Source organism: Colwellia sp. 5_MG-2023 (assembly GCF_030547795.1).
Taxonomy (GTDB): domain Bacteria; phylum Pseudomonadota; class Gammaproteobacteria; order Enterobacterales; family Alteromonadaceae; genus Colwellia.
Map to the genome: position 1 here is coordinate 230393 of NZ_JAUOPW010000003.1, position 26054 is coordinate 256446.

Consider the following 26054-nt stretch of genomic DNA (forward strand, 5'->3'; position numbering starts at 1 on the left):
TTATTCATGTAAATGCTAAGAACATGTCCCTCTCAATAAACAATTGATCAACATAAATTCAACGAAGAAATCTATCAATATAACCATGACAAAAAGGTATATTACCTGGGTTACTAGTCTTTTCGCTTAAAGTCACCTTCTAGAGTTTCGCCTTGATGATGATTTTTATCAGAAGAAATAGCTTTGTTCTGCGTGAAGACAGTGTCGCTATCGACCGTTATATCAACTTCATTTTCATAAATATGACCATTTTCTTGCGTGAAGGTAGAAGAATGAAAATGTGCATTTGCACCAAACCCATTACCTTGACTAGTTTTAATATGCTTTTGTACTTTGCTAGCTAAAGCCTGACGGACATTAGGTATCAGTAGAAGTAAACCAAAAATATCAGTAACAAAACCTGGTGTCACCAACAGTATACCGGCTATTAGTAAAACTAAAGCAGTCACTATTTCGCCTGAAGGCATCTCTCCTTCTGCCATTTTAGTTTGTACTGATTGTAAAGTAGCTAAGCCTTGATGACGTACATATTTAGCGCCAAGCCAGGCACTAAGGATCACAATAGCAATGGTTGGCCAAGCGCCAATTAGCTCCCCAACCTGCATTAACACTGTGATTTCAATAATAGGTATAATAATAAATAGCGCAAATAATAAGCGAAACATAAAGACTCCTGTTTTCTTTGTAAGATATATTGGGCTAAACGGGTCTTTTTCAAGCGTAAATGGCTTTTACTTTACTTATCACGGATATTGTTAACTTTTTTTTAAGAAACCGATGTTATCTTGTGGTGTGCTTTAGGTTTAGATATATCTAACTAATAAGAGGCGCTATTACCGCTAACGAACCTATAGCTGAGCAAATGATGCCTTATAGTTGCGACATCATTAATCAAAAAAAGTTACTGTATAAAAAACTGCAGCTATTAATAAAAACTGAAAGTGATAATTTGATACAATTAAATACTCGAATTAATAAGCTGCATCCCTACAATGTAGCTAAGAGAATGTAATTGAAGTGATTGCTTTGAATATCCAGCAAGGCAATAAGCACTATTTAAACTGGATCAGTGAAAATTAAAGTAGTACTAATGAAAAATCCATCATCATTTTTAAACTTTTTTGCTAGAACATTTATTATATTATTTGCTCTACTGCTAGGTTTAAGTTCTGCAGTTAGTAATGCACAGCAATCTATTTTTGACACATCTGGACCATCATTATTTAGTAATGACAATGAGTTTTTAAGGGTAGATCAAGCCTTTGTTTTTAACTTTGATCAAGATGAGAATTTACTGCATATTAACTTTGATATCAGCGAAGGCTATTACCTTTATCGCCATCAATTTAAATTTACGAGTGATACAGCCCGCATAGCTGAAATAGATTTACCACAAGGTATAGAGCATGAAGATGAATTTTTTGGTGTGCAACAAATTTATAAAACCGCTTTAAATTTAACACTTAATATCGAGCAAGCTGACAAAAACGCTGTTATTACAGTTAGCTATCAAGGCTGTGCTGACAAGGGATTATGTTACCCTCCAACAAAAAAACAAATTTCACTAGATCAAGTATTAGAACAAACCAACAAAAACACATCTGCTGCTGTATTATCAGCTTTACATAGTGATGCAACTGAAACGTCTTCAACACAAAAACCAGAAACCTCAATGGTTAGTGAACAACACCAACTCGCTGATATGTTAAAGCAAGGGAGCTTACTATTAACGCTAGTTGCTTTCTTTTTAGGTGGGCTTTTATTGTCATTTACGCCTTGCGTATTTCCAATGTACCCTATATTAACGGGCATTATTGTTGGTGCTGGTAATAATAATTCAACACCTTTAACTACCAAGAAAGCATTTACGTTATCGTTCTTTTACGTGCAAGGTATGGCCGTTACTTATACCTTGCTCGGTGTAGTCGTTGCACTTGCTGGCGCGCAATTCCAAGCTATTTTTCAACATCCTTATGTGTTAATTGCCCTTAGTATTTTGTTTATCTTTTTAGCCTTATCCATGTTTGGCTTGTTCAACTTAGCCCTACCTGCTAGTTGGCAAAATTATTTAAATAGTTTAAGTAATAAACAAAAAGGCGGGTCAGTTACAGGTGTTATAATGATGGGTGTCATTTCAGGCTTGGTTGCTTCCCCTTGTACCACCGCACCTTTAACCGGTGCTTTATTATATATTTCACAAACAGGTGATGTGGTATTAGGCGCTTCCGCCTTGTATGCGCTAAGTTTAGGCATGGGATTACCATTATTAGTGTTAGGTAGTTCGGGGGGGAAACTATTGCCTAAAGCTGGTGCCTGGATGAATATTATAAAAAATATTTTCGGCCTATTATTACTCGCTGTTCCAATATTTTTATTAGAGCGCTTTATTCCCCAAGTTGCCAGTGATGCGCTATGGGCAATATTGATATTAAGCTCAGCTACTTATTTATATGTGGCCAACATCAATACGGCTTCACAGTCAACAGAGAAAACCGCTAAGAGCTTTGCCTTTGGCTTGCGTTCATTAATCATTTTTCTAATGCTATTTTGGGGAGCTAATATGCTCTATCAATTATTTACTCCTAATAACGTTACATCAAATGGCAATGTAGTTAACAATAATTCAAGCAACAACGGACAATCAATAATAACGAATCAAGAGAGCCAAATTCAACATTTTACCCAAGTAACTACCTTGAAAGAATTAACAGAAGTTATTGCCCTGGCTAATAGCCAAGGTAAAACAGTCATGTTAGATTTATATGCAGATTGGTGTGTTGCTTGTAAAGAATTTGAGGAATATACTTTTCCAGATAAAAAAGTACAACAGGCACTTGCTAACTCACTTTTACTACAAGTTGATTTAACCGAAACAAGCTTGCCGCAAAATATAGAATTAATGGATCACTTCAATGTATTTGGTTTACCATCAATTTTATTTTTTGATTTAAACGGAAAAGAATTAAGCCTACAACGTGTAACTGGCTTTATGAAGGCTGACAAATTTAGTGAGCATATCAATACTATATTTTAGCAGTAGCATATACATCAACGTAAATATCATCTACCAGTCAGATACTGGTGGATGAAAGCTAACATTTACATTTCTGTTATACTTATCAGGTTTTTCCCACTTGAGTTTTCCAGTAACCATTATGAGTATATTCTTGAATAAATTCTATCAAATCTATTTCTGGCACGGGTTTCGAAAAATAATAACCTTGAATTAGATCACATTCATTTTCCGTTAAGCTTCGTAATTGAGCCGCTGTTTCTACACCTTCAGCAATAACCGTTAAGCCTAAATTTTTCACCATCGCAATAGTCGACATAATAATTTGATAATCAGCATGATTTTCTAACATGCCAAAAACAAAACTTTTATCAATTTTAATAACGTCAATTGGCATTTTTTTAATATACGCTAATGACGAATACCCTGTACCAAAATCATCAATGGCAAAGCTGAACCCCATCTCTTTCAAACTATCCATCATCACAATGGTGTGCTCTATATCTTTTACTAACGTTTGCTCTGTTAACTCTAGTTCAAAACTATCCGCAGATAAGGAGAATTCATCCAATAAGCTTTGTAAATAGTTCGGCAAATTGATATCAATAAATTGCCCAGCTGATAAATTAATAGCAATTTTAACATCCGTTAACCCTTGCTTTTTAATCATTATCGCTAACTCAAAACAACGATGAATAATCCAATAACCTAATTCAATCATGTGCTGAGAGTTTTCTAAAATAGGAATAAAGTCTTCGGGTGAAACCATACCTCGCTCAGGGTGCTTCCAACGTAGTAATGCTTCAAAGCCATATATTTTATTATCTATTGCCCTTAATTGCGGTTGTAAACTTAACGTAAACTGTTGTTTAGCAAGTGCTTGACGAACTTCTCCTTCAAGCATAACCCTGTGAGCAACCCGCTGAAACATTTCTTGGTGATAAATATGGAATTGACTACCGCCATTGTCTTTTGCTTCATACATGGCAATATCTGCATGAGCAATTAAATCTTCTGCTTTTTCACTACTCGACTCTGTATAGGAAATACCGATACTTGTTGACACATAAAAAATACTTGAGCCAAGCTTTATAGGCTCTTTAAATTCTGCAAGTAATTGCTCTGCAATATTAATCGCTTCATTTACTGAATTTAAGCCCCCTAGCACCACCACAAATTCATCACCACCAAAGCGGCAGGCTAAATCCATTTTACCAACACTTAAACGTACACGATCAGCCGCTTGAATTAACAACTTATCGCCTTCGGTATGACCATTGCTATCATTTACTTTTTTAAAATCATCTAAATCTAAAAATAAAACAGCAACCCCACCAGGGTAACGACCAATATTAGCGATTGATTTACGTAATTGATAATTCAGCATATTACGATTAGGTAAACCAGTGAGTAAATCATACATCGCAATATTTTCTAACTCTTTGGTTTTTTGTTCCACCTCAATATTTAATTGCTCTAACTCATAGCTTAGCTCTAAAGCAGAGTCACTTAAAATATCGAGTTCATCAGAAAATAACATTGGTCTTTTTAATTTAATCTCTCTAAATTGATCAAACTTTTTATTGGCGAGTAAAGGAAGTGCACTTGACAAGTGTAATAAGCGTTTCGTAAACAACCGAGCGAGGCCATAAAGAAATAACCCCAGTACCATAAAGATACCACTGAGCGACATTAAAAACTGTAGCCTATATTGAGCATTTTTTTCTTCAAAAAGCGTAACATCATCTATTAGGGACAGATAAAATTCTCTTTTATTATCATTAGCTAATGGGAGAAAGTTAACCAAATAGCTTTTACCGTACTGCTCTATTTTCAAACCATCTTTAATGACTAAGTCAATGTTCATTTCGTCGTTAACTGCAAGAAGAGATTGAGTTAACGGCATATTAGATGATGAAATGACATTAACTTCGTTATTCACTTCACCTGATTCTGAAGAGAAACTCACTACAGCCACTTCACTATTTAGCGAAGTATTAATTGCATAAAGCATATCAACTAGACTCGCAGTCATAGTAATAACTAATACATCACCATGGTTATTCAATAAAGGAACGCTGAGTAATAAATAACATTGTTGTTGACATAGTACTTGATGATTAGGACTTTGAAGCCTTAAAACGCGGTCAATATTATCGTATGCAAACTCAGGCATAGCAGAGGTTTCAAATAGTGAATTTTTATTGGCATCAACCAACCAAATATTTTCTATATTTAGGTTTAACTGTAAACCATCGAATTGATTGGCAAGTTGTTCAGCAAAAATAGTGAAGTCTTGCTGTTGTGAAAACTTGGTAATTTCAGAGAATGATTCAAGCCAAACGTTCATTTTTGAACGAAGAATATCACTGTGCAAAGCAAACTGCACTTTACCTTGCGCTAAAGTATCTTGATGAAATTGTTTATAGTCGTCTTGTAGTCGAGATAAAGATAATGCTGAAAACCCGACAGCTAATATTAATAGTGTTGATACTATTAATATTAATAATTTCGTTGGGACACTAATAAACTTTTTCATCATCAATAACGTCTCAATTAGAACCAATACATCAACTGCACAGCACCAAGCTCCCAGTTTTCTGCATCATTCACTTGTGGATTAGGTAAAACAACAGGAGTAAGTCTACCACCTCCTTGAAACCAGTGGTATTCTAACCTTAGTCGTAAATTACTAGAAAAATCGTATGACAAACCAATGACGGTATCTCTATGATACCCAAAATAAGCAGGAATAAGGCCGTCATATTCCTCAGACATTGCTTTCCCATTTTTATCATCTCGATCATTATAAAAGTTTTCATAGCGAGCAAGTAAAGTTAGCTCATCATTTACCTTATATCGGGACTGTATATACATTCCTTGTCCAATCGGAGCTTTACTATACGTAGGGGTATAAAATCCTTTAGAGTCAAAAGTTTCTTGATAAATTTCACCACTTAGCTCCCAACGTTCTCCTTCATATAAAGCATTGATAGTATAAAATTTGAAAGAAAATTTGCCATCAAAAAATAAATCCCCAAATTCTGTCGCATCATAATTAAACACTGAGTCTAAATAAGATATCCCAAATCGCCACGAAGAAAAGCTAGGTTGCCAATATAAACTGGTTTGAAAATCAGAGTCCTGCTCTATTGAGCCTTTAATTTTATCACCTAAAATGATTTCACCCTGCTTATCTGAAATTTTCGAAGTACCGTAACTCAGGTTGAAATCAAAATTACCATAGTCATCATCACTATGGCTGATTTTAAGTGCCGCGCCATCTCCGCCAACAGCAATATCTCGAAAACCATCAAAATAAACAGATTGTGGTAAAATAATACTGGGACGAGCAAATGGAATATCCCTAGAACTAGAATAAAGCCAATGATTATTTTTAAAGCGTCCTAAATAAAGATTAGCCTGCCAACTTGAGCTTTTATACATTGACCAATCTAACAAAGCGTAATCGATACGAACACCTTCAGCGTATCTATTACCACCATTTAAATAGACAACTTGACCTGCTAGCCGCAAATTATCATTTAGCTGATAAGAAGCATTAAATCCCACTTCGGTTAGTTTAGATGATACTGCGCCATCATCTTCAACAAAATCACTATTTTCAACGTCAATGATCCCTTGAGCAACAAAGCCATGATATTGAAAATCTTGAGCAGAAAGCTTGTCCGAAGATATCGATACACATAGTGTAACTAATATGCCAAAAAAGAATCTTCTCATAGCTAAGTTTACCGCTTTAGTTTGTAATTTTAACAACATGTACACCCTCCATTCCTTGAGTTTCTTTTACGTAACCAATTGCACCAGGTGTCGTTCTAACTCCTTCTAGAAGTTCTTCTGGCGTATTAACTGTAATCGGTGCGACCCCTAACCCAGAATAAGTTAATTTATTCCATATGCGATCGAGTTGATAAGGGAACATTTGTAGACGCTCTTTACTAAAACGTAAATGAAGCGCATGCTGACGAGGTAAAACAAAAACAGTGATTCTTTGAGCGTCATTCCATTGCACTTGCCGCATAGTATAAATACGCCGTAATTGCGAAGTGGTTAATGTAGTTTCGCTAACAGTAGGATGTATAATAACTTCAACAGCCGAAGCCGTTGCACTAAGACAACCTAAAAAGATAAGTAAGCATAAAAAGTAAGGTGTTTTGATAATACAATCCTTCTATACCTAACAATATTCAAAATAAACATTTGTTAAGTATTTACCAACTAATAAGTAGGGGGATTTAATAATCACGGTAATTGGTAATAACTATAAAAAAACCTATAGTTATTTGAAAATGCTAAATAAAATCCAAAATACATCAACAAGATATCAGAAACCACATGTTTAACACAAGGAATACTTTGTTATTACTAATAATAAATAAAAATCGCAAAGTATTATTTTTCTTACCTAACTATTTTAACTATCCCTTTAAAAACAGTGTTTTAATTATCACTATTTATCTTATCAGTGTAGTAAACAATTATAAAAATAACCATTTTTTATATCGGCAAAGAGATAAGACCAGTAATTTGCTGCTATATTCTGCGAAAACACTATAATAATCGTCAATAATAAAAAAAAACGTTTTTTTATTCACAATATTATCAATTTATGTAATTATTGTGGCTAATATCAACTTTAAGGTGTTTTTAGCGAAGATGAGTACTAAGTTTGAGATTTTGGTGTTAAATGGACCTAATTTAAATATGTTAGGCAAACGTGAGCCTGAAATTTATGGTGCACAAACATTAGACGAAATAATTGACGCATTAGCAAAACAAGCACTAGCGAAAGAAGTTAAACTTTCTCACTTACAATCTAACGCTGAACACTTACTTATAGAAGCAATACATAAAGCTTATAAAAAAGTAGATTTTATTATTATAAACCCTGCAGCATTTACACATACAAGTGTCGCTATTCGTGATGCTTTATTGTCAGTAGATATACCTTTTATCGAAGTACACTTATCTAATGTGCATGCAAGAGAAAAATTTAGACATCATTCGTATTTGTCTGATGTAGCAACCGGGGTGATTTGTGGCTTAGGTGCAGATGGCTATAGTTATGCACTACAATCCGCAGAAGCTTGGTTGAGAAAACGTTAAATAGCTGTTGTTAGCTGTAGTAAATAACAAAATAATAGTTAGTTATAATAACTAACTTAATATTAATTAAAGCAAATTGAAATAAGGTAACGTAATGGATATTCGTAAGATCAAAAAACTTATTGAGTTAGTAGAAGAGTCAGGCATCAATGAATTAGAAATCTCTGAGGGAGAAGAATCGGTTCGTATATGTCGCGGCGCTCCCGTAACAGCTGCTCCAGCACCAGTAATGCAAGCAGCACCGATTACAGCACCAGCTGCTGCAGCACCAGTAGCAACACCTGCAAATGAGGCAGCAGCACCAGTACTGTCTGGCCATGTTGTTCGCTCTCCAATGGTTGGTACTTTCTACGCTTCAGCATCTCCAGATTCACCTGCTTTTGCCGAAGTAGGCCAACATGTTAACGCTGGTGATACATTATGTATTATTGAAGCAATGAAGATGATGAATCAAATCGAAGCTGATAAATCAGGTGTTATCAAAGAAATACTAGCAGACAATGAAGATGCTATTGAATTTGATCAACCGCTATTCATCATTGAATAAGCCCAACCAAAAAGGGTCATTCCATGTTAGATAAAGTTGTTATCGCCAACCGTGGCGAAATTGCCTTAAGAATATTACGAGCTTGTAAAGAGCTTGGTATTAAAACTGTTGCTGTACATTCCACTGCGGATAAAAACTTGAAGCACGTCTTATTAGCAGATGAAACCATCTGTATTGGTAAGGCTCCAGCTCCCGATAGTTACCTTAATATTCCTGCGATCATAACCGCAGCAGAAGTAACTAATGCTGTTGCTATTCATCCTGGTTACGGTTTTTTAGCTGAAAATGCTGACTTTGCTGAACAAGTTGAAAAATCAGGTTTTGCCTTTATCGGCCCAAAAGCTGAAAGCATCCGAATTATGGGTGATAAAGTTGCTGCAATCAAAGCGATGAAAGTTGCAGGTGTGCCTTGCGTACCTGGTTCTGACGGTCCATTAAATGATGACGATGCAGTAAACAAAGCCCATGCTAAGCGCATAGGTTACCCTGTTATTGTTAAAGCTGCTGGTGGTGGTGGTGGTCGTGGTATGCGCGTTGTGCGTACCGAAGAAGAGTTAATTGAATCTATTGCATTAACAAAGAAAGAAGCTGGTACCATTTTTAAAAATGATATGGTTTACATGGAAAAATTCCTTGAAAACCCACGTCATGTTGAAATTCAAATCATGGCTGACGGACAAGGTTCAGCTATTCACTTAGGTGAACGTGATTGTTCAATGCAACGTCGTCATCAAAAAGTAGTTGAAGAAGCACCTGCCCCAGGTATAACACCAGAAATGCGCGCAAAAATCGGCGAACGTTGTTGTAATGCTTGTATTGAAATTAATTATCGTGGTGCTGGTACTTTCGAGTTCTTATATGAAAACGGTGAGTTCTATTTCATTGAAATGAACACACGTATTCAAGTTGAACATCCTGTAACCGAGATGATCACAGGTGTAGATTTAATTAAAGAGCAACTACGTGTAGCTGCTGGACAACCATTATCTTACACGCAAGAAGATATTAAAATTTCAGGTCATTCAATTGAATGTCGTATTAATGCTGAAGATCCTCGTACTTTTATCCCTTCTCCGGGTAAAATTACGCGTTTTCACCCACCAGGTGGTTTAGGTGTTCGCTGGGATTCGCATATCTATGCTGACTACTCAGTACCTCCTCATTATGACTCTATGATTGGTAAACTAATCACTTGGGGTGATAATCGTGACGTAGCAATTGCACGTATGCGTAACGCACTTTCAGAGCTTGTAATAGACGGTATTAAAACAAATATCACTTTGCATCAAGATATATTAAATGATCAAGGTTTCGTAAATGGTGGGGCCAACATTCACTATTTAGAAAAGAAACTTTCTGAGTTTGGTTAAAGATTTTTTTGAATACTGAATACTTAAAGCTCTGCATTTGCAGAGCTTTTTTTTTCCTAGCAACTTACGGTAAAATGTTTACCATAAACTGAATATATATCATTAAGATATAAATATGAACAACGAGTAAAAAATGACAAAACAACTAGAAAAACCTACAGCACCACAAGATGATGATTGTTGTGGCGGTGGAGCCTGTAATCCTTGTGTTTGGGATCATTATTATGCTGAATTACAAAAGTGGCGTATTGCGCAAGCAAAATTAAAAGAACAAGGGCTAGAAAAAGAGTAAAGTCGATGATGCTAGCCTTCATCAACGACTTCTCATCATCAACTCCTGAAGCTTGCTTTAGTGCATTACAGTGACTAAAGCCTATTAACCTCATATGTATTACTGGCATATACTAGTTGATAAATAAAGGAAAAATACAAACTCTCACTAATATTTTTATCATAGCGCTCTATTTGATAATGCCAGAGTCCATAATAATTTGTGCGAGTTCTTTCGCCTTAGGGCTAGCCATCAAGCCAACAACATCACCATTATTTAACATGCGAGTAAGCTCAGGATCACTGCTAAGTTGTTTAAAACGAGGGTTCTGTTTTACAACTTCGACACGAATCAACGTGGTCATAACCTCTTCAGTAAGTCTCATTTTTACCGCTGTTTTATCGGTAACATCAACATCGCCCAACACATTCGTTTCAGCTAAAATACGCTGTACCGTTTTTTTATCAAGAACAGTATTGATTTCATGCGCAGTCATTAAACCGAGCACATCTCTTTCTTCTACCATACGGCTAATCTTCTTGCTGTTCACTAATGTTTTAACATCAGGATCATTAGCGAGAAATAAACCATCTTGTATTCCTCGAGCAGGATTTTTCAAAACGTATGAAGCGACACCAACCAATTGCGGCGTCTTTGGAAATTGTTGAGCCAGCACACTATCAATAGTCTCTCCCATAAACTGTTGTGATAAATTATTGATTAGGTTATTTTGTGGTAATTCGCCATTATTCAATGCTGTATTCGCTATATTAACGAACCAAACCAAGGCTAATCCGACTCCAGCACCTATCAAACCATTAGCGATTGCACCAAACCAAGGTAATTCTGACTTTCCATCCGTTAGTTTACCAAGAATGCTAAGGAGTATTTTAAGTGTGATTGAAATGACTATCCAACTGATAACAAATATTGCAACGCCTGCAACAAAGTAAGCAACTAGCCCTTGAAGCTCTGTTTTTTCGCTGATCAGTGCTGCCCCCTTGGTTGCAAAACTTAGCGCAATAAAATAACCGCCAATTAAACTCGCGATGCGAGCAATAACTAAGCCTAAACCAAGACAATAGCCACGATAGATAAAGTAAAGTAGAACTATTGAAAACAGTATTATTCCAATCATGTATTTTTCCTTTTAAATAAGTAGTCACAAATACTAAACACTATAATGATTACATTCAAGCATCCTTACTGATAGCAAGTTGACTAAATTATTTTCTACACAAACCAATTAAAAGCCTTATAAACACAACTTATAGACTATCAACATAATATAACTACCTACATTAATATCAAAATACGTTGATTGAAAATAAAGAAAATAAAACTCTATCAGGGTAGATTCTAAGTAGCTCGACACTTAACAAAATAGATATATTAAAAATGTCGCTATTGTACTTTCAAGTAATTTTCCGAGTATTGTAAGCTTTAATAGCATACATGAATGGATAGATTAATATATTATGTGCGGTATGCGAGTTAGGTGTTAGATGAGATATTAGGTGAGTTATTAGATGATTTATTGGATAAGATTAGGTGAGTTATATAAGCACGACGATGTTCTGCCGTACTTATATTCCCCACTTTAACCAAAAGAGAGTACTACGTCTAAAAATTGAAGGTGATACCACCAAAAAATAGACGTTCACGGCCAGCCAATTTACCCTCATTTCGGCTCACCAAATATTCTTTATCAAACAAATTTTCTACACTAGCAAACAAGGTTACACCGGTATTAGGGATATAGTAATTAACCGTCGCATTCCAGATGGTATAACTAGGAATTATACCCTCAATACCATTTCCTGATTCAATGCGTGTATTTTCATCATCAGCAAATTGCCTACTCACATGCTGTACTCCAATACGTGCTTCAACACCACTAACATGTTCATAACCTAAGTCAAGGTTTGCCAAATTTTCTGGCGCATATTGCATACGATTACCATCATTAGCAGGATCTGAGGCTTTGGTATATTCTGCAGTCCATAAGTTAGTGTATGAACCGGATAGATAGACATTATTGTTCCAGTTATAAATCTCACCAAAATTAATTCGAGTCGCTAGTTCAATACCTTGTTGTTCACTTTTACCGCTATTATCAAATGTTGCACCATTATCTACGATAGTATTTTCAATATCGTTATGAAATAAAGCACCAGAGATAACAATACCTTTAACGTAATTACTTCTCATACCTAATTCGAACAAAGTACTTTCTTCAGGTACAGCACGGGCACCTGATGCATCAAGCTCTCGATCAGCACGTGATGGTGAAATACCTTGATGAACACCCGCAAAAATTGTTGTCTTCGTTATACCATTCCAAGCGACGCCAAAGCTTGGAAGAAACTCAGTATAACTGTCTGAAACACGATTCGAAGAAAAGTCATCACTGTCTCTGGTACGTACATCTTCAACACGAAAGCCCGCTGTTATTGACCAGTTATCGATATAAGTAGTGTTTTGGGCAAAATAAGATAATGCATAGGCATCAAGCGTGGTTCCTTCGCGATCTTCGCCTTCAAGTAATGCCAATTCATAATCTAAGCGTTGCGCGGTATTAACAGCATACACCTGCTCACGATGCGCTTGCTCTTGATGGTATCTAAGCCCAAAGATTGCATCATTTTCAAAGCCAAATAAGTCATGTTCAAAATCGGCTTTGCTTTCTGCTCCCCATGTATAATATTGGCGCGGAGCATGACGACCACCACAAACATTAATATCGGTGTCACCAATATCCGATACGGTTACATTACCATCATCATTTATATCCCCCACAGCATCACAGTTACGTAATCGTGATTCCCACTCACCATTAACCTCTCTACCGCTATTACTAGCACGTAAACCATTACGGAAAGTATCAGTGTAATAAGCTTGAGACTGTATCGTAAATTTATCATTAACCTCAATTTTATGAGTTAGTTGTATAACATCACGACTTTGTTCCCACAGATCTAACTCTACCGTTGGATGAGAATAAGGATCACGCGCATATTCATCCTGAGTTAAGTAGTTTTCAGTTTGGTTACGACGATCATTGGTATGAACTATTTTTAAGCCAACTGTTTGATCGTCAGTAATTTTTAATTCGCCTTTAAAGCGATAATCTTTAACATCATACCCGCTATCATCAAAAATACCGTCGCCCTTACTTTGTGAGAAATCCAACATAAAGCCACCGGTTTCATTACCAAAGCCAACATTTGCATGTAATCCTCGGAGGGCTTGATTACCAAAGGTAGAGGTTAATGAGCCTTCAATTTCACCATTACGAGGTGCAGTTTTAGTAACAAAGTTTACAGCCCCACCTAATGTTTGCGGACCATATAAAATTTGTCCTGCACCTTTAACAACCTCTACTCGAACAACGGATGTTGAAGGTGTCGCATAATGGTTAACAGGGTCGGTGTAAGGCGCAAGTTGAAGTGGCATGCCATCTTCCATTACCATCGCTTTCGCACTTCGACGAGGATTCTGGCCACGAATACCAATATTTAAATCAAAACTCATGCTGCCATCAGGAACTACCATTATGCCTGGCAAGGTTCTTAATTGTTCATTGATGGATAATGGACGGCGTGACTCAAGGTATTCTTTATCAATAATATCAAATGAACCTGCAACAGCTTCAAGTCTGTCCGGTAAAATGCCAGTAACTGTCAATTTATCCATTTCAGCAGTCGCAGTATCTTCTGCATATGTCGTATAAGGTACTAATAATAACGACGACAGTATAGCCGTACTGATTAATGTTGGTTTGAGAGTCATCTTGTTTCATTCTCTTTATTATTATAAAGATATTATATTAGTCACCATAAGAGAGACTTCATATAGGAAAAATTCCTGAATGAAATAAATCACGAAAATAATTTAACAATTGAGCTAAGAATTTGTATTCACAAGGCTTAACTGCTACTTAACTACTAACAGTTAACTGCTAAAAGTGAACAACTCACAATTAATCTACAGTTTTAATGGTCACTTCAATTTTTTTACTATCACCCACAAACCATTTTTGTACGTAGATTGATCCTAAAACAGGTGGCATCCCATTTTCTGGCACTTCTTTATAACGAACACTATTTTTGTTGTGCTTTTCCAGTTCAAACTGAATTACTTTTTCCGACATAACTACCTCTACAGTTTTAATAAATTTGGCTTTTCAGCTGAATAATAAGGTATTTTTACTACAGGGTAAATTTTATCGTTATGCGCTAAGACAAGATTTAACTACGTGATGTGATTTTTTAGATAAGTAGCTATTTGAGTAGAGGTGATGCTCATCACTTGGTCATATTGAACGTGATAAAGCCGACAATATTTAATTTTAGCAAGTGCTAAGCTCATACTAATAAAAGCATCATCTTGACTGAGGCTCAGTAAACATTGAGCGATATTGTCTAAATAGGTATCCGGGGTTACATCAAAAGCACTATATATTGCTAAGTATTTAGAGTTATCAATCACTAATGCTTGGGTCGCATAGCAATTCCCTTCGTAGCGATGCGCTGAAAATTTTGGGTAGGCGCTAATAATATAACTGGTAATATTAGCCAGTATTTTACCTTCTGCATTAATCTTTGCTAGCCATAATCCGTTATTTTGATCATTTACATACACGTGCTCAGATGACTGATTTAATACCGTACTCTCTAATTGAATTTTTGCTTCTTGGTATAAATTTGAAAAGAGCTTTGGTAGCACAGTTTTATGAGTGAATTCTTTTTCATCACTATTAACTAAAAAAGTCTTATCCCTCTGTGCTACTAACTTACTAGATAGCATAGCAAGTGCCGGTATTAAATGGCGACTCGCTGATGTTAGTGAAGTATCACTGTTGAGCAATACTTGCTTACTCGAGCTCTCCACTTCCTTGTAATCGTCAATTTCTTGATAATAAAGATCCTGCAACCATGAGTGATACAGAGTAATAAGTTTGTTAATCTCAGGAGAATACTTGGTGCTATCTTGCTCATTAGCATCAATATTATGTGCATTGGTACTGTATTCCTCTAATGCTATTGCTACCTTGTTTAATTCACTAGACGGCTTAGGTAATGATGCGACTATATTTGCAATTTCTTTAACATCGGCGTTCGCAGTAACTAAGGTAATATTGTCTGCTTGATAAAAACGTTGATGAAAATGAGTTAAATCGTTAATTGATAATTCACCAATTGACGTACTTATCCCCCCATAACTAATCTCACTGCTTTTGTCTTTTTTAGCACTGTTTTTATTATTGCCTTTTTCTGCTTGTTCTACGCCTAATAACTCTCGATAGATAACCCCTTTTTCATCGCCATCATGAATTTCATACTGTAAATCAGTATCGGTAAACACGGGATTGAATAAACCATTTAATAAATAATTTATAGCCAACTTAAACGTATTTCGGCATTGACTTTGACAGTGAAAATGAGTGGTTTGAGCTAATGTCGAGGCATTGATTTTAACATCGGTTAACGAGAGTAATTGAAATAAAGTTTCCGGTTTAGGAAAAGCTTTACTACCACGAAACACAAAATGCTCTACGCCATGAGCAACCCCGCTGTTATCAAATATTGGGGTATTTACAACAAAAAGCGCACTAAAACCGCTATTATCTACAATATTTATATGTTTTAAACCGTTTTTGTGGCGATAAATATCTTCTGATAATAGCGTTTCTAACATCATATTTTTATACGTGTAATATTTAATTGTGTATTTTCAGCATGCTTCATCGCTTTTTGATTTACACGCATAACGATCGGGTTTGATGGGCTAGTTGCACTGGCAATCGCCTCTTGAATTAAATGGTGATCTTCCGATTTACTACAAACAGGATCGGTTTTATGCATATCACCAGTCATCATGAATGCCTGACAACGACACCCGCCAAAGTCTTTCTCTTTTTCATCACACCCTTTACATGGTTGCGGCATCCAATCATCACCACGAAAATAATCAAAAGAAAAATCTTGTTGCCATATATCGTTGATAGACTTATCTTTGACATTTGGAAAAGTCAGAGGCAACATTTTTGCACTATGACAAGGTAGCGCAGATCCGTCAGGCGTAACGGTTAAAAAGGTTGATCCCCAACCATTCATACACGCTTTTGGACGAGTTTCAAAATAGTCAGGCGTTACAAAAATAAAGTGCGGTCCCCTACCATCTTGCTGATCTCTGAATTCATTTACAATACGTTCTGCTTCAACTAATTGCTCTCGAGAAGGTAATAAATGATCACGGTTTTCATACGCCCAACCATAATATTGTGCAGTGGCTAGCTCAACATAATCAGCTTCTAGCTCACAACTTAAACGCATAATAGCTTCAATTTGATCAAGATTTTGTTTCGATAAAACAAAGTTAAGCACCATAGGATAGCCTTGAGCTTTAACCGATTTAGCCATATTAAACTTTTGCTGGTAGGCATTACCACGACCGGCAATGGCATCGTTTAATTCAGGATCAGCACCTTGAAAACTAATTTGTATATGATCTAAGCCTGCTTTTTTTAGTTTTGCGATGCGCTTTTCAGTTAACCCAATACCAGAGGTAATTAAGTTAGTGTAAAAACCTAAATCCCTCGCCTGCTTTACTAAAGCTTCTAAGTCTTTGCGTAGCAATGGCTCACCGCCAGAAAAGCCAAGCTGTACTGCTCCCATATCCCTTGCTTCACTAAATACTTTCTGCCACTGCTCTGTGGTTAACTCATTTTTAGTTTCGCTTAATTGGGTTGGATTTGAACAGTAAGGGCAATGCAATGGACAATCATAGGTTAATTCCGCTAGTAACCAAAGCGGAGGTCCAACAAGTGTCTTGGTGTCTTTTTTTAATGCCTCAGTTACTGCTTGGCTAGTCATGATAAAGCCACTTCTTCTCAATTGCGGTAGTGATAAACTCATTCACGTCGGTAGCTAAATTACCCGCATCAGGAAATTTAGCATGTAATACATCGATAATTTCCTGTACATTTTTTTGCCCATCAATAAGCTGCATAATTTCGCCAGCACCACCGTTAAGCTTAACCATACCTTCTGGAAATAATAACACGAAGCAATCTTGTGCTTTTTCCCATTGGAAACGGAACATTCTATTAAGTGACGGTGTCATGGTTGGTGTAATCGTTAATGTGCTCACTTAAATATACCTTTATGATAAATAGGGTTATTAATTGCCTCTTGACCAAGTATGTCTTGATAAGGAGCTCTGCCTTGTTGATAAGCTAAACTCATTGAATCTAGCATACTCCACAGAATATCCAGTTTGAATTGCAGAATATTTAGCGCTTCTTCTTGTGCTTCACGGGTAGTAAAGTAATCTAAGGTTATTTGTAAACCATGACTAACATCACGACGCGCTTGCGATAAACGCATTTGGAAATAACGTAAACCGTCAGGTTTTATCCATGGGTAATTTTGAGGCCAACTATCAAGGCGGCTTTGATGTATTTTAGGTGCAAACATTTCGGTTAATGATGAACAAGCAGCTTGTTGCCAATTAGCGCTGCGGGCAAAATTCACATAAGCATCGACCGCGAAACGAACACCTGGCAATACAAATTTTTCATCTAATAAATCCTGTCGGTCTAAGCCTACAGCTTCACCTAAACGTAACCAAGCTTCAATTCCTCCTAGGGCTTCATCACCAATACAGCCGTCATGATCAAGAATACGTTGCACCCATAAGCGTCTAGTTTCCATATCTCGGCAATTAGCCATAATTGCCGCATCTTTAATTGGTATATTCAATTGATAATAAAAGCGATTTGCTACCCAGCCTTGAATTTCTTCTTTACTACATTTACCTTCGTGCATCGCAATATGAAAAGGATGGTTAATATGATAGAGCTGACCTTTATCTTTAAGTTTTTGTTCAAACTGCTCTCTGGTCCAAGCTTGCATAAAAAGGATCCTTTAAGTGTAATTAAATCGTTATTTCCATGCCATCTGTGGCAATTTCTACACCATTGTCTAAAACAAACTGATGTTGAGGAGATTCTTCATTTAAAATAGGGTTTGTGTTGTTGATATGTATTAGGATTTTTCGATCTATTGTAAATTTATTCAATAAAGCGACGGTACCATAATCACCATTGACTGGCATATGTCCCATTTCTGACCCTAATTTAGTACCAACACCTTGCGCAATCATTTCATCATCAAGCCATAGCGTACCATCAATAAGCACACAGCTAGCTTCTGAAAGTATACGTTCAACTTCAGCGGTACTTTCAACAATTCCCGGTAAGTAGAATAAATATTTACCGGTACTTTTATCAATAATTTTTAAACCAATATTATTACCGTCAACCACTTTATCTCTATAACGCGAATAAGGTGGAGCATTTGACTCAATAATAACGGGAAGGAATTCGATGCCTTCAACGCCGGTAACACCAAATGGTGCACGTTGTTCAGTATCAATTTTGTTAAAGCTGAGTCCACCGTGCCAATGCTCTAGCAAATTAAATAATGGAAAAGCCGTTGATAAGTCTTCATAAACAACATCACTACAGTAAACATCAAGCGGTAACCCTTCGCGCAACGTTAACAAACCTGTGGTGTGGTCTATTTGGCTGTCAGTTAATATTGCGGCACGAATGTTAGTACCACGACTGCCTTCTTCAGGCCAAAGTTGTGGAGATTGATTTATTTGTTCACGGATATCTGGTGATGCATTGATCAATACCCAGTCTTTGCCATTTTGGCTAACTGCAATAGATGATTGTGTACGCGCCGTTGCTTTAATGCTGCCATCGCGTAAGCCTTTACAATTTGCGCAGTGACAATTCCATTGAGGAAACCCGCCGCCAGCAGCAGAGCCTAGAACTAAAATTTTCATATGTGCCTCGAAATCAAGACAAAGGGGAAGTTAGAAATTAACTAGTGATAACTAATTACCTCAGGTTTTAAGCAAAAGTATACTGAGGTAATTTTTTGTATTAATTTATTCGTCTTGCTCAAATTAACGATTACTGATGTAAAGCGTTACTTCAAATCCTAAACGCATTTCTTCAAAGTTAGGTTTAGTCCACATAATATATTCCTCGCTGGTTGATGATATTAATTTATGTTCTTGCTTACATTGCATTCATAAGCACCCTTTTACTATATTTAATTTTCATTTATTAAACATCATACTTTAGAAGGAAATGAAACCGTATGACGGATGAGTTGTTCCATAATGTAACTTTTAAATCGATTGTTTAATTTTACACACCCTTTAAATAATATTTAAAAACAATGAGTTAAATTCACTTAAAAGCTACATATCATAAACTAGAAAATACCGTTAATTATGCTGTTATATATGTATATATTTCTACATGTAATTTCCATTGTGCTTTTTACAACCTTATTTGTTTGCTGCAAAATCGTCAGTTGCCTGTACTAAAGCATCAATGATTTTCGCTTCATTTGCAACATGACCGGCCATTTCAATAATTGATAATTCAGCTTCAGGCCAGTGTTGCTTTAATTGCCACGCCTGCGTCAGAGGACATACCATATCATAACGACCATGAATAATTTTTGTCGGTATATGTCGTATGCTTTTTATATTTTCAAGTAAAGGTTCATCACTAATAAAGCACTTGTTTATTGAATAATATAACTGAATAATTGAAGGGACTTTGTCGTCTTCAGCTATTTTATTTTCTTTGAAATCAACTACGTTTTGCCAATAGATAAGGTTTGCTTCCCAGTATTCTAATTTGCTAAAAATACGGTTTGAAGTCTGAATATTATCACTGGTGAGTTGCTGATATATCATTGACAAAGGCTCTGTTACTTGTTCTAAAGGTAAACCTTTCACCAAATGACTCCATGCATCAGGAAAGATTTTAGCCGCACCATTTGCGCTATACACCCAATCAATATCTTCAGCGCGCCCCAAAAAAACACCACGTAGTATTAAACCAGATACGTATTGCGAAAAGTTTTTCGCATAATGTAAGCCAAGTGTCGTGCCCCAAGAGCCACCAAAAATTAGCCACTGGTCAATATTAAGGTGTTGGCGTATCGCTTCTATATCTTGAATAAGGTTAGCGGTTGTATTGTGTGCTAAAGCGCCATAAGGTCGAGAGCGCCCACAACCTCGTTGATCAAACAAAATAATATGATACAGCTTAGGATCAAAGAAACATCGATGCGATGCTCTACAACCCGAGCCTGGGCCACCGTGTAAAAAAAGCACAGGAATACCTGTTGGATTTCCACATTGTTCAACATAAAGCTGATGCTCAACAGCTGCCTCTTCATCGCCTAATTCAATATTGGCCACATTTAAGTAATAATGATGAAAAGGTTCAATAGCGGGATACAGTGATAGCAATAACTTATACCTTCTCTTGATGATTAAAACTGGCGATAGTATTTGCCATTACTGTTTTGTTGATTAGTGTTGGTTTATAAAAATAATTTTTATCGTCTTTTAAAAAATCAGCCATTGTTTTCAATACATGAACTTGATTCGGATAGTCATCAAAACGCTTGTGACCCCAATCTCCAGAATTGCTAATAAATAAATCAAACAATGTCATTTGCACTGAGTATTTTATATTCTTTAATTCAGTAAATTGTGATCCCTTAGAAGTATCTAAGAAACTACCACCAAACTCAGATTTTACTTCGATTTTAGTTTTCGAGTATTTTTTCTCACCTGTCAGCTCTATCGTACAAACAAGTGTATCTAGGTTCATGTTGATTGAACCATGTTCATACGTTATATCCATACATCGCTTTTTATTATGAGTAAATTTTCCCGCCAGTATATCGATTTCACAATTACAGCTAGTACCTGATAAACGCACTAAGCTAGCACCTAATTCATCGGCTGAACATTTCACAATTTCAGGTATATCTTCTAATAAATACCATTCAGATTTTAATTCGGATAAGTTAACGTCTGTTTTTAGAATGTTTGCAAGCAAAGTGATCGGATGTACTAATGTTTCGTAGTAAAAACCACCGGTCTCTTTTTTTAGTGCCCAATCACGTTTATCAATGTCTTCAAGAAAAGTAATGTCTATTTTTTTTACTTCACCTAACAAGCCTTGAATATAAGCTAAGGTGCTTGGTGCAACTTTTTCATTAAGCGGTTCATTATTTACATTTACGATTGAAATATTGACGAACCGATTATAGTTAGGATTTAACGATAGAAAGTAATTGAGAGCTATCGCTTTTTCGAGCCAATAATAGCTAAACAAGAAACCTTTACTCATTATTGTATCAACGTTATCGGCTAGCGCCATTAGCTCTAACTCACTTCCTACAATAGGTTTTTCAACACCAAAAACAATCCCCTCTTTGCTTAAAGCATCTATATACGTAATGTGCTCAGCAGTTGGTGTTGCGATAACAGCATAAGATGAACTCTTTTTAATATAGTCGACAATTTTTTTTGTTGTGTTACCGCCTTCCCCTGCTTCTGAGGCATCAAAATATCGAATGCCTTGATCATTTAATGCCTGTTTAAACTGCGGACAAATAGTATCGCTTGCTATTGCTATTTGTTTGTTTGAGTAAAAACCACGATCTTTTAAGGCTGGTAACATTCTTTTTTGCACAACATCCCCCGCCCCTATTATTGTAATATTTGGTCTGCGTCTAACGGGAATGGCTGGTATAAGGTTAATAATATTCGCTATGATCAGTACCGTATACATATAGCCTAATAGTGACAGCGTTAATTTAAAGTTCGCAGAAATATCATTTGTTATTGCCGGGAAGTTCAAAATTGTCGCAATCACTTCACTGACATTAACATCAATAATGCTAGCGATTAAAAAGAACTGAGTGGCGAGTACTAAGGGCAAGGTAATAAAGTATTCAGCTTCATTAAAAATAGAAAGATGCTTTTCAATCAAAATTCTAAACAATAAGTAATAGAATATCCAAACAATTGATTCAAATAAAAAGTAGCAAAGATAAACAGTTAAAATGAGATTGGGTAATCCCTCTAGCGCAAACATAGGTTGGAATATGCCAAGGTTAATCCAGGCCATACTTTTTAAAAAATATAAAATAGCGGAAAAAGAAAATACCGCTAATAAGTAATACTCGGTATCGCGCGCATGTATATCTACTCGCTCTTTACTATCATTTATTTTAGAAGACTTATTGCGTTGTAATGCTTTGAGCAGCTGTAACAGCGAAGTAAAGCGGAATACATATATACACCAGTATACTACTTTAGCAATTAAACTATGCTTGGCTCCCCAACTGTAAGATTCATAATGAGGTGGCGTACTAATTTTTTTGAATAAGCCCTTTTTTTCGTTATTAGCTTTATTTTTGTTAGTGCTATTCAACTTATTAATGCCATTTATAAATATACAATGATCACTATAGTCTCAAAAATTCAAAGCGAGTGAAAGTAGATAATAGAAGGCCACAGCTTATTTAAAAAGCGCTAAAATTGTTGTGGTGACATTGTTAAGCTTTTGAGATATCAATTAAATAAAAACAGTTGACCTTACAACCATGGTAAGGTTTAACCTAGTGTTAGTTTACAACTCAATACACAATTTAAGTGAGAGGCTTATGAATACGACAATACAACTCACAATTAACGGTATGTCCTGTGCATCATGTGTAGGGCGTGTTGAAAAGGCGCTACACAAGGTGAGCGGAGTAACGGAAGTTACCGTTAACCTAGCAACTGAAACAGCCATTATTCAAGGCAGTGCAAGTTATCATGATTTAGTGACGGCAGTTACCGAGGCTGGTTATCAAGTTCCATTAACGCTAAAGCAATTTGGAATTGGTAAAATGAGTTGTGCTTCTTGTGTTACTAGAGTCGAACAAGCCTTAGCTAAAGTAGCCGGCGTAGTTAGCGCGTCAGTCAACCTAGCGACAGAGCAGGCACAAGTAAACATACTATCTTTTGTAACCGACGAGCAATTAGAACAAGCGGTAACACAAGCTGGTTATCTCTTTATCCCATTAAATACCGACAGTAAGTTAAACCAAACCAATAAAAGTGAGCCTTTTTATAGTAAAGCTTGGTGGCCTGTATTGGGTGCAGGCCTACTAACCTTACCATTGGTATTCCCTATGTTAGGTATGCTATTTGGTCAAGAGTGGATGTTACCGTCTTTTTGGCAATGGCTACTAGCGACACCTGTTCAATTCTATTTTGGTGCTCGTTTTTATCGAGCTGGCTGGGGAGCACTCAAAGCAAGAATGGGTAATATGGATCTTCTAGTATCTATCGGTACAAGTGCCGCTTATGGATTATCTTTGTACTTATGGTGGACCTTTAATAGTGATCAAGGCATGCCTCACTTGTATTTTGAAAGTAGTAGTGCGGTCATCACCTTGGTTCTGTTAGGTAAATATTTAGAACACAAGGCAAAACGTCGTACTACAGAGGCCCTAAGATCGTTAGAGAACTTGAAGCCTGTTGAGGCAACAGTACTACGTTTAAGTAAATGGCAAAAAGTCTCAGTGTCATCAGTACTGTCAGGTGAAACAGTAAAAGTAATTCCAGGTGAAAGAGTACCTGTGGATGGAGAGATTCTACAAGGAAAAAGTCACTTAGATGAAGCCTTAATTAGTGGTGAATCTGTCCCTGTCAGTAAAAAAGAAGGCGATATTGTTACAGGTGGATCTCTGAACTTAGACGGTATTCTAGAAATTCGTACTACCAATGTTGGCACCGAATCAACGTTATCTAAAATTATTCAACTCGTTGAACAAGCCCAAGGAGCAAAAGCGCCCGTACAAGCCATCGTTGATAAAGTCAGCAGTATTTTCATCCCCGTAGTTTTACTGGTTGCCATCACTACGCTATTGGTAACGGGAGTAATATTTAATGACTGGACTAGCGCTATTCTAAATGCGGTGGCCGTTCTAGTTATTGCTTGCCCATGTGCTCTTGGCTTGGCAACCCCTGCGGCTATTATGGCAGGCACAGGAACCGCTGCCAGATTCGGTGTATTAGTTAAAGATGCCATTGCACTAGAACAAGCAAAAAATATCGACCTCGTCGTCTTTGATAAAACAGGTACCTTAACTCAAGGCAAACCTGTTTTAAATGAAATGATTGTTATCAATGGCACGGAAGCAGAAGTATTACAATTAGCTTATTCCCTACAAATAAATAGTGAACACCCTTTAGGTAAAGCCGTGGTAGACAAAGCTTTAAGTCAAGAAATTCAACCAGTAACAATAGAAGCGTTTCAAGTTGTTGCCGGTTATGGAGTAAAAGGTAATATTGGCAAAAATTTACTAATGATGGGCAGTAGTCACTGGATGCAAGAGTTGGGAATAAATCTACCAACTGAGCAAATAAAAATACCTGGAGCCTCTGTTTCTTGGTTGGCTAGCCAGCAAGCAGATGAAATAAAATTACTTGCCCTGTTTTGTTTTAATGATGAACTGAAGTCTGATGCGCTATTAGCGGTAAAAACGTTGCAACAAGAAGGCATAAGGGTCGCTATGCTTACTGGCGACAGTCAAGCTAGTGCAACATGGGTTGCGACAAAATTACAGTTGGACGATTTCAAAGCTGAAGTACTTCCAGCAGATAAAGCTAAATATATTCGTCAATATCAAGAGCAAGGTTACCAAGTAGCTATGGTAGGTGATGGTATTAACGATGCTCCTGCCCTTGCACAAGCTGATTTAGGAATAGCAATGGCGTCGGGTACCGATGTTGCCGTTAGCGCCTCAGCTATTACTTTAATGCGTAGTAAACCAAGCTTAGTAGCCACAGCACTAACTATTTCAAGGCTCACTTACCGTAAAATAAAACAAAACCTTTTTTGGGCCTTTATCTTCAACGCAATAGGAATACCACTTGCTGCTTTTGGTTACCTCGACCCTATTATTGCGGGTGCCGCAATGGCATTTAGTAGCTTATTTGTAGTGAGTAATGCTTTGCTATTACAACGTTGGTCAATGAAGGAGAAATAACATGGATACACTGGTCACCATAGGTAAAGCTGCTAGCTTAACAGGCATATCGGCTAAAATGATTCGCTACTATGAAGACATCGGCGTGTTAAAAAAAGCCAGCCGTACTGAGGCCGGTTATCGATTATATAATCAAACCCAATTACAACAATTGGGTTTTATCCGACGTTCGAGAAACTTAGGGTTTTCCATGGCAGAAATTCAATCACTACTGAAATTCTGGTTAGACAGTGATAGAGAAAGTCGTCAGGTAAAACAACTCGCACAAAATCATTTACAAGATATTAATGAAAAGATCTTAGCGCTAGAGAAAATGAAAACAGTGCTGCAAGAATTAGCAGATAAGTGTGATGGTGATGATAATGCTAAATGCCCAATTCTAGAAGGTTTAGCAGAGTTTTCTTCTTAGTTAATAAGCAGAAGAATAAAGTGAGAGCAGCTAATTAGCTTAAAAAAATAACTATAATATGAGAAAGTAATATTTATGTTAGTGGGTAATTTCGCTGAAAGCATTGAGGAAAAGTGGTGGCCCCTCAGTGATTTGAACACTGGACCTACCGATTATGAGTCGGGCGCTCTAACCAACTGAGCTAAGGGGCCATATACATAAGATGTATATACTTAACTGAACAATTAAAGGTAAACAGTCCAATTAAGCGCGAGCAGTATAAGCATTTTTTATTTTAATGTCACCATCTGAATAGTAAAAAACAAATAAAATTGGTTTGATTGTTGTATTAATAGTCAAATTGCTTATTTGATTATTATTAACCTTATATTCTTT

Annotated in this window: 22 protein-coding genes and 1 tRNA gene; 7 read left to right on the plus strand and 16 right to left on the minus strand. The window is 36.5% G+C overall.

Annotation, left to right across the window (positions count from 1 at the left end):
• Positions 1-113: 113 nt before the first annotated feature.
• Positions 114-665 carry an FxsA family protein gene (locus tag Q4496_RS04085; protein WP_215972218.1) on the minus strand — a complete coding sequence of 184 codons (552 nt, stop codon included), beginning with the start codon at positions 663-665 and terminating at the stop codon, positions 114-116.
• 425 nt (positions 666-1090) lie between these two features.
• On the opposite strand from Q4496_RS04085, the gene Q4496_RS04090 reads away from it, so the two are divergent.
• A complete protein-coding gene (locus Q4496_RS04090) occupies positions 1091-3034 on the plus strand; it encodes a protein-disulfide reductase DsbD (protein WP_215972219.1) in 1944 nt (647 codons plus the stop codon).
• Between the two features lie 85 nt (positions 3035-3119).
• Here the strand turns inward: Q4496_RS04090 and Q4496_RS04095 are convergent, their stop codons facing one another.
• The 3 genes from Q4496_RS04095 to Q4496_RS04105 are packed head-to-tail and all read right to left on the minus strand — an operon-like array spanning position 3120 to position 7058.
• Positions 3120-5555: an EAL domain-containing protein gene (locus Q4496_RS04095; RefSeq protein WP_215972220.1), complete on the minus strand. Its 2436-nt coding sequence runs from the start codon at positions 5553-5555 to the stop codon at positions 3120-3122.
• 14 nt (positions 5556-5569) lie between these two features.
• Positions 5570-6796 carry a hypothetical protein gene (locus Q4496_RS04100; protein ID WP_215972221.1) on the minus strand — a complete coding sequence of 409 codons (1227 nt, stop codon included), beginning with the start codon at positions 6794-6796 and terminating at the stop codon, positions 5570-5572.
• Complete coding sequence (locus Q4496_RS04105; protein WP_252727398.1) at positions 6774-7058, minus strand: hypothetical protein; 285 nt, start codon at positions 7056-7058, stop codon at positions 6774-6776. The genes Q4496_RS04100 and Q4496_RS04105 overlap by 23 nt, the downstream gene beginning before the upstream one ends.
• Before the next feature lie 635 nt (positions 7059-7693).
• On the opposite strand from Q4496_RS04105, the gene aroQ reads away from it, so the two are divergent.
• The 4 genes from aroQ to Q4496_RS04125 all read left to right on the plus strand — a co-directional run bounded on the left by aroQ (position 7694) and on the right by Q4496_RS04125 (position 10352).
• Positions 7694-8143: a type II 3-dehydroquinate dehydratase gene (gene aroQ / locus Q4496_RS04110; RefSeq protein ID WP_215972222.1), complete on the plus strand. Its 450-nt coding sequence runs from the start codon at positions 7694-7696 to the stop codon at positions 8141-8143.
• A gap of 94 nt (positions 8144-8237) precedes the next feature.
• Positions 8238-8690, plus strand: a complete 453-nt coding sequence (gene accB / locus Q4496_RS04115) for an acetyl-CoA carboxylase biotin carboxyl carrier protein (protein ID WP_215972223.1) — start codon at positions 8238-8240, stop codon at positions 8688-8690.
• 23 nt (positions 8691-8713) lie between these two features.
• Complete coding sequence (accC, locus tag Q4496_RS04120; RefSeq protein ID WP_215972224.1) at positions 8714-10060, plus strand: acetyl-CoA carboxylase biotin carboxylase subunit; 1347 nt, start codon at positions 8714-8716, stop codon at positions 10058-10060.
• A gap of 133 nt (positions 10061-10193) precedes the next feature.
• The gene (locus tag Q4496_RS04125) at positions 10194-10352 is read left to right on the plus strand and encodes an oxidoreductase-like domain-containing protein (protein WP_215972225.1); all 159 of its coding nucleotides are present in this window, start codon (positions 10194-10196) and stop codon (positions 10350-10352) included.
• A gap of 169 nt (positions 10353-10521) precedes the next feature.
• Here Q4496_RS04125 and Q4496_RS04130 read toward each other — a convergent pair whose 3' ends face one another.
• The 11 genes from Q4496_RS04130 to Q4496_RS04180 all read right to left on the minus strand — a co-directional run bounded on the left by Q4496_RS04130 (position 10522) and on the right by Q4496_RS04180 (position 22662).
• Positions 10522-11469, minus strand: a complete 948-nt coding sequence (locus tag Q4496_RS04130) for a CvpA family protein (RefSeq protein WP_215972226.1) — start codon at positions 11467-11469, stop codon at positions 10522-10524.
• Positions 11470-11954: 485 nt separating this feature from the next.
• A complete protein-coding gene (locus tag Q4496_RS04135) occupies positions 11955-14123 on the minus strand; it encodes a TonB-dependent receptor (protein WP_215972227.1) in 2169 nt (722 codons plus the stop codon).
• Between the two features lie 190 nt (positions 14124-14313).
• The gene (locus Q4496_RS04140) at positions 14314-14484 is read right to left on the minus strand and encodes a hypothetical protein (protein ID WP_201294525.1); all 171 of its coding nucleotides are present in this window, start codon (positions 14482-14484) and stop codon (positions 14314-14316) included.
• 101 nt (positions 14485-14585) lie between these two features.
• The gene (locus tag Q4496_RS04145) at positions 14586-16034 is read right to left on the minus strand and encodes an insulinase family protein (RefSeq protein ID WP_215972228.1); all 1449 of its coding nucleotides are present in this window, start codon (positions 16032-16034) and stop codon (positions 14586-14588) included.
• Positions 16031-17209, minus strand: coding sequence for a pyrroloquinoline quinone biosynthesis protein PqqE (pqqE, locus tag Q4496_RS04150; RefSeq protein ID WP_215972229.1), 1179 nt, complete (start codon positions 17207-17209; stop codon positions 16031-16033). The genes Q4496_RS04145 and pqqE overlap by 4 nt, the downstream gene beginning before the upstream one ends.
• Positions 17202-17486: a pyrroloquinoline quinone biosynthesis peptide chaperone PqqD gene (gene pqqD, locus Q4496_RS04155; RefSeq protein ID WP_303495275.1), complete on the minus strand. Its 285-nt coding sequence runs from the start codon at positions 17484-17486 to the stop codon at positions 17202-17204. The genes pqqE and pqqD overlap by 8 nt, the downstream gene beginning before the upstream one ends.
• The gene (gene pqqC, locus Q4496_RS04160; RefSeq protein ID WP_215972230.1) at positions 17483-18250 is read right to left on the minus strand and encodes a pyrroloquinoline-quinone synthase PqqC; all 768 of its coding nucleotides are present in this window, start codon (positions 18248-18250) and stop codon (positions 17483-17485) included. The genes pqqD and pqqC overlap by 4 nt, the downstream gene beginning before the upstream one ends.
• Before the next feature lie 22 nt (positions 18251-18272).
• Positions 18273-19190 carry a pyrroloquinoline quinone biosynthesis protein PqqB gene (pqqB, locus tag Q4496_RS04165; RefSeq protein ID WP_215972231.1) on the minus strand — a complete coding sequence of 306 codons (918 nt, stop codon included), beginning with the start codon at positions 19188-19190 and terminating at the stop codon, positions 18273-18275.
• A 123-nt stretch (positions 19191-19313) separates the two neighbouring features.
• Complete coding sequence (pqqA, locus tag Q4496_RS04170; protein ID WP_118056096.1) at positions 19314-19385, minus strand: pyrroloquinoline quinone precursor peptide PqqA; 72 nt, start codon at positions 19383-19385, stop codon at positions 19314-19316.
• A gap of 318 nt (positions 19386-19703) precedes the next feature.
• Positions 19704-20681: a prolyl aminopeptidase gene (gene pip, locus Q4496_RS04175; RefSeq protein WP_215972232.1), complete on the minus strand. Its 978-nt coding sequence runs from the start codon at positions 20679-20681 to the stop codon at positions 19704-19706.
• Positions 20682-20685: 4 nt separating this feature from the next.
• Positions 20686-22662, minus strand: a complete 1977-nt coding sequence (locus Q4496_RS04180; protein WP_215972233.1) for a hypothetical protein — start codon at positions 22660-22662, stop codon at positions 20686-20688.
• 232 nt (positions 22663-22894) lie between these two features.
• On the opposite strand from Q4496_RS04180, the gene Q4496_RS04185 reads away from it, so the two are divergent.
• Together Q4496_RS04185 and cueR are read left to right on the plus strand one after the other, a co-directional pair.
• A complete protein-coding gene (locus Q4496_RS04185; RefSeq protein ID WP_215972234.1) occupies positions 22895-25270 on the plus strand; it encodes a heavy metal translocating P-type ATPase in 2376 nt (791 codons plus the stop codon).
• Position 25271: 1 nt separating this feature from the next.
• Positions 25272-25679 carry a Cu(I)-responsive transcriptional regulator gene (gene cueR, locus Q4496_RS04190; RefSeq protein WP_215972235.1) on the plus strand — a complete coding sequence of 136 codons (408 nt, stop codon included), beginning with the start codon at positions 25272-25274 and terminating at the stop codon, positions 25677-25679.
• A gap of 114 nt (positions 25680-25793) precedes the next feature.
• Here cueR and Q4496_RS04195 read toward each other — a convergent pair.
• A tRNA-Ile gene (locus Q4496_RS04195) sits at positions 25794-25870 on the minus strand.
• Positions 25871-26054: the final 184 nt, after the last annotated feature.

Bases quoted from the DNA above. Each gene is read 5' to 3' on its own strand.
- Q4496_RS04085 (WP_215972218.1), bottom strand. From the start codon at position 665: ATGTTTCGCTTATTATTTGCGCTATTTATTATTATACCTATTATTGAA.
- Q4496_RS04090 (WP_215972219.1), top strand. From the start codon at position 1,091: ATGAAAAATCCATCATCATTTTTAAACTTTTTTGCTAGAACATTTATT.
- Q4496_RS04095 (WP_215972220.1), bottom strand. From the start codon at position 5,555: ATGATGAAAAAGTTTATTAGTGTCCCAACGAAATTATTAATATTAATA.
- Q4496_RS04100 (WP_215972221.1), bottom strand. From the start codon at position 6,796: ATGTTGTTAAAATTACAAACTAAAGCGGTAAACTTAGCTATGAGAAGA.
- Q4496_RS04105 (WP_252727398.1), bottom strand. From the start codon at position 7,058: ATGCGGCAAGTGCAATGGAATGACGCTCAAAGAATCACTGTTTTTGTT.
- aroQ (WP_215972222.1), top strand. From the start codon at position 7,694: ATGAGTACTAAGTTTGAGATTTTGGTGTTAAATGGACCTAATTTAAAT.
- accB (WP_215972223.1), top strand. From the start codon at position 8,238: ATGGATATTCGTAAGATCAAAAAACTTATTGAGTTAGTAGAAGAGTCA.
- accC (WP_215972224.1), top strand. From the start codon at position 8,714: ATGTTAGATAAAGTTGTTATCGCCAACCGTGGCGAAATTGCCTTAAGA.
- Q4496_RS04125 (WP_215972225.1), top strand. From the start codon at position 10,194: ATGACAAAACAACTAGAAAAACCTACAGCACCACAAGATGATGATTGT.
- Q4496_RS04130 (WP_215972226.1), bottom strand. From the start codon at position 11,469: ATGATTGGAATAATACTGTTTTCAATAGTTCTACTTTACTTTATCTAT.
- Q4496_RS04135 (WP_215972227.1), bottom strand. From the start codon at position 14,123: ATGACTCTCAAACCAACATTAATCAGTACGGCTATACTGTCGTCGTTA.
- Q4496_RS04140 (WP_201294525.1), bottom strand. From the start codon at position 14,484: ATGTCGGAAAAAGTAATTCAGTTTGAACTGGAAAAGCACAACAAAAAT.
- Q4496_RS04145 (WP_215972228.1), bottom strand. From the start codon at position 16,034: ATGATGTTAGAAACGCTATTATCAGAAGATATTTATCGCCACAAAAAC.
- pqqE (WP_215972229.1), bottom strand. From the start codon at position 17,209: ATGACTAGCCAAGCAGTAACTGAGGCATTAAAAAAAGACACCAAGACA.
- pqqC (WP_215972230.1), bottom strand. From the start codon at position 18,250: ATGCAAGCTTGGACCAGAGAGCAGTTTGAACAAAAACTTAAAGATAAA.
- pqqB (WP_215972231.1), bottom strand. From the start codon at position 19,190: ATGAAAATTTTAGTTCTAGGCTCTGCTGCTGGCGGCGGGTTTCCTCAA.
- Q4496_RS04185 (WP_215972234.1), top strand. From the start codon at position 22,895: ATGAATACGACAATACAACTCACAATTAACGGTATGTCCTGTGCATCA.
- cueR (WP_215972235.1), top strand. From the start codon at position 25,272: ATGGATACACTGGTCACCATAGGTAAAGCTGCTAGCTTAACAGGCATA.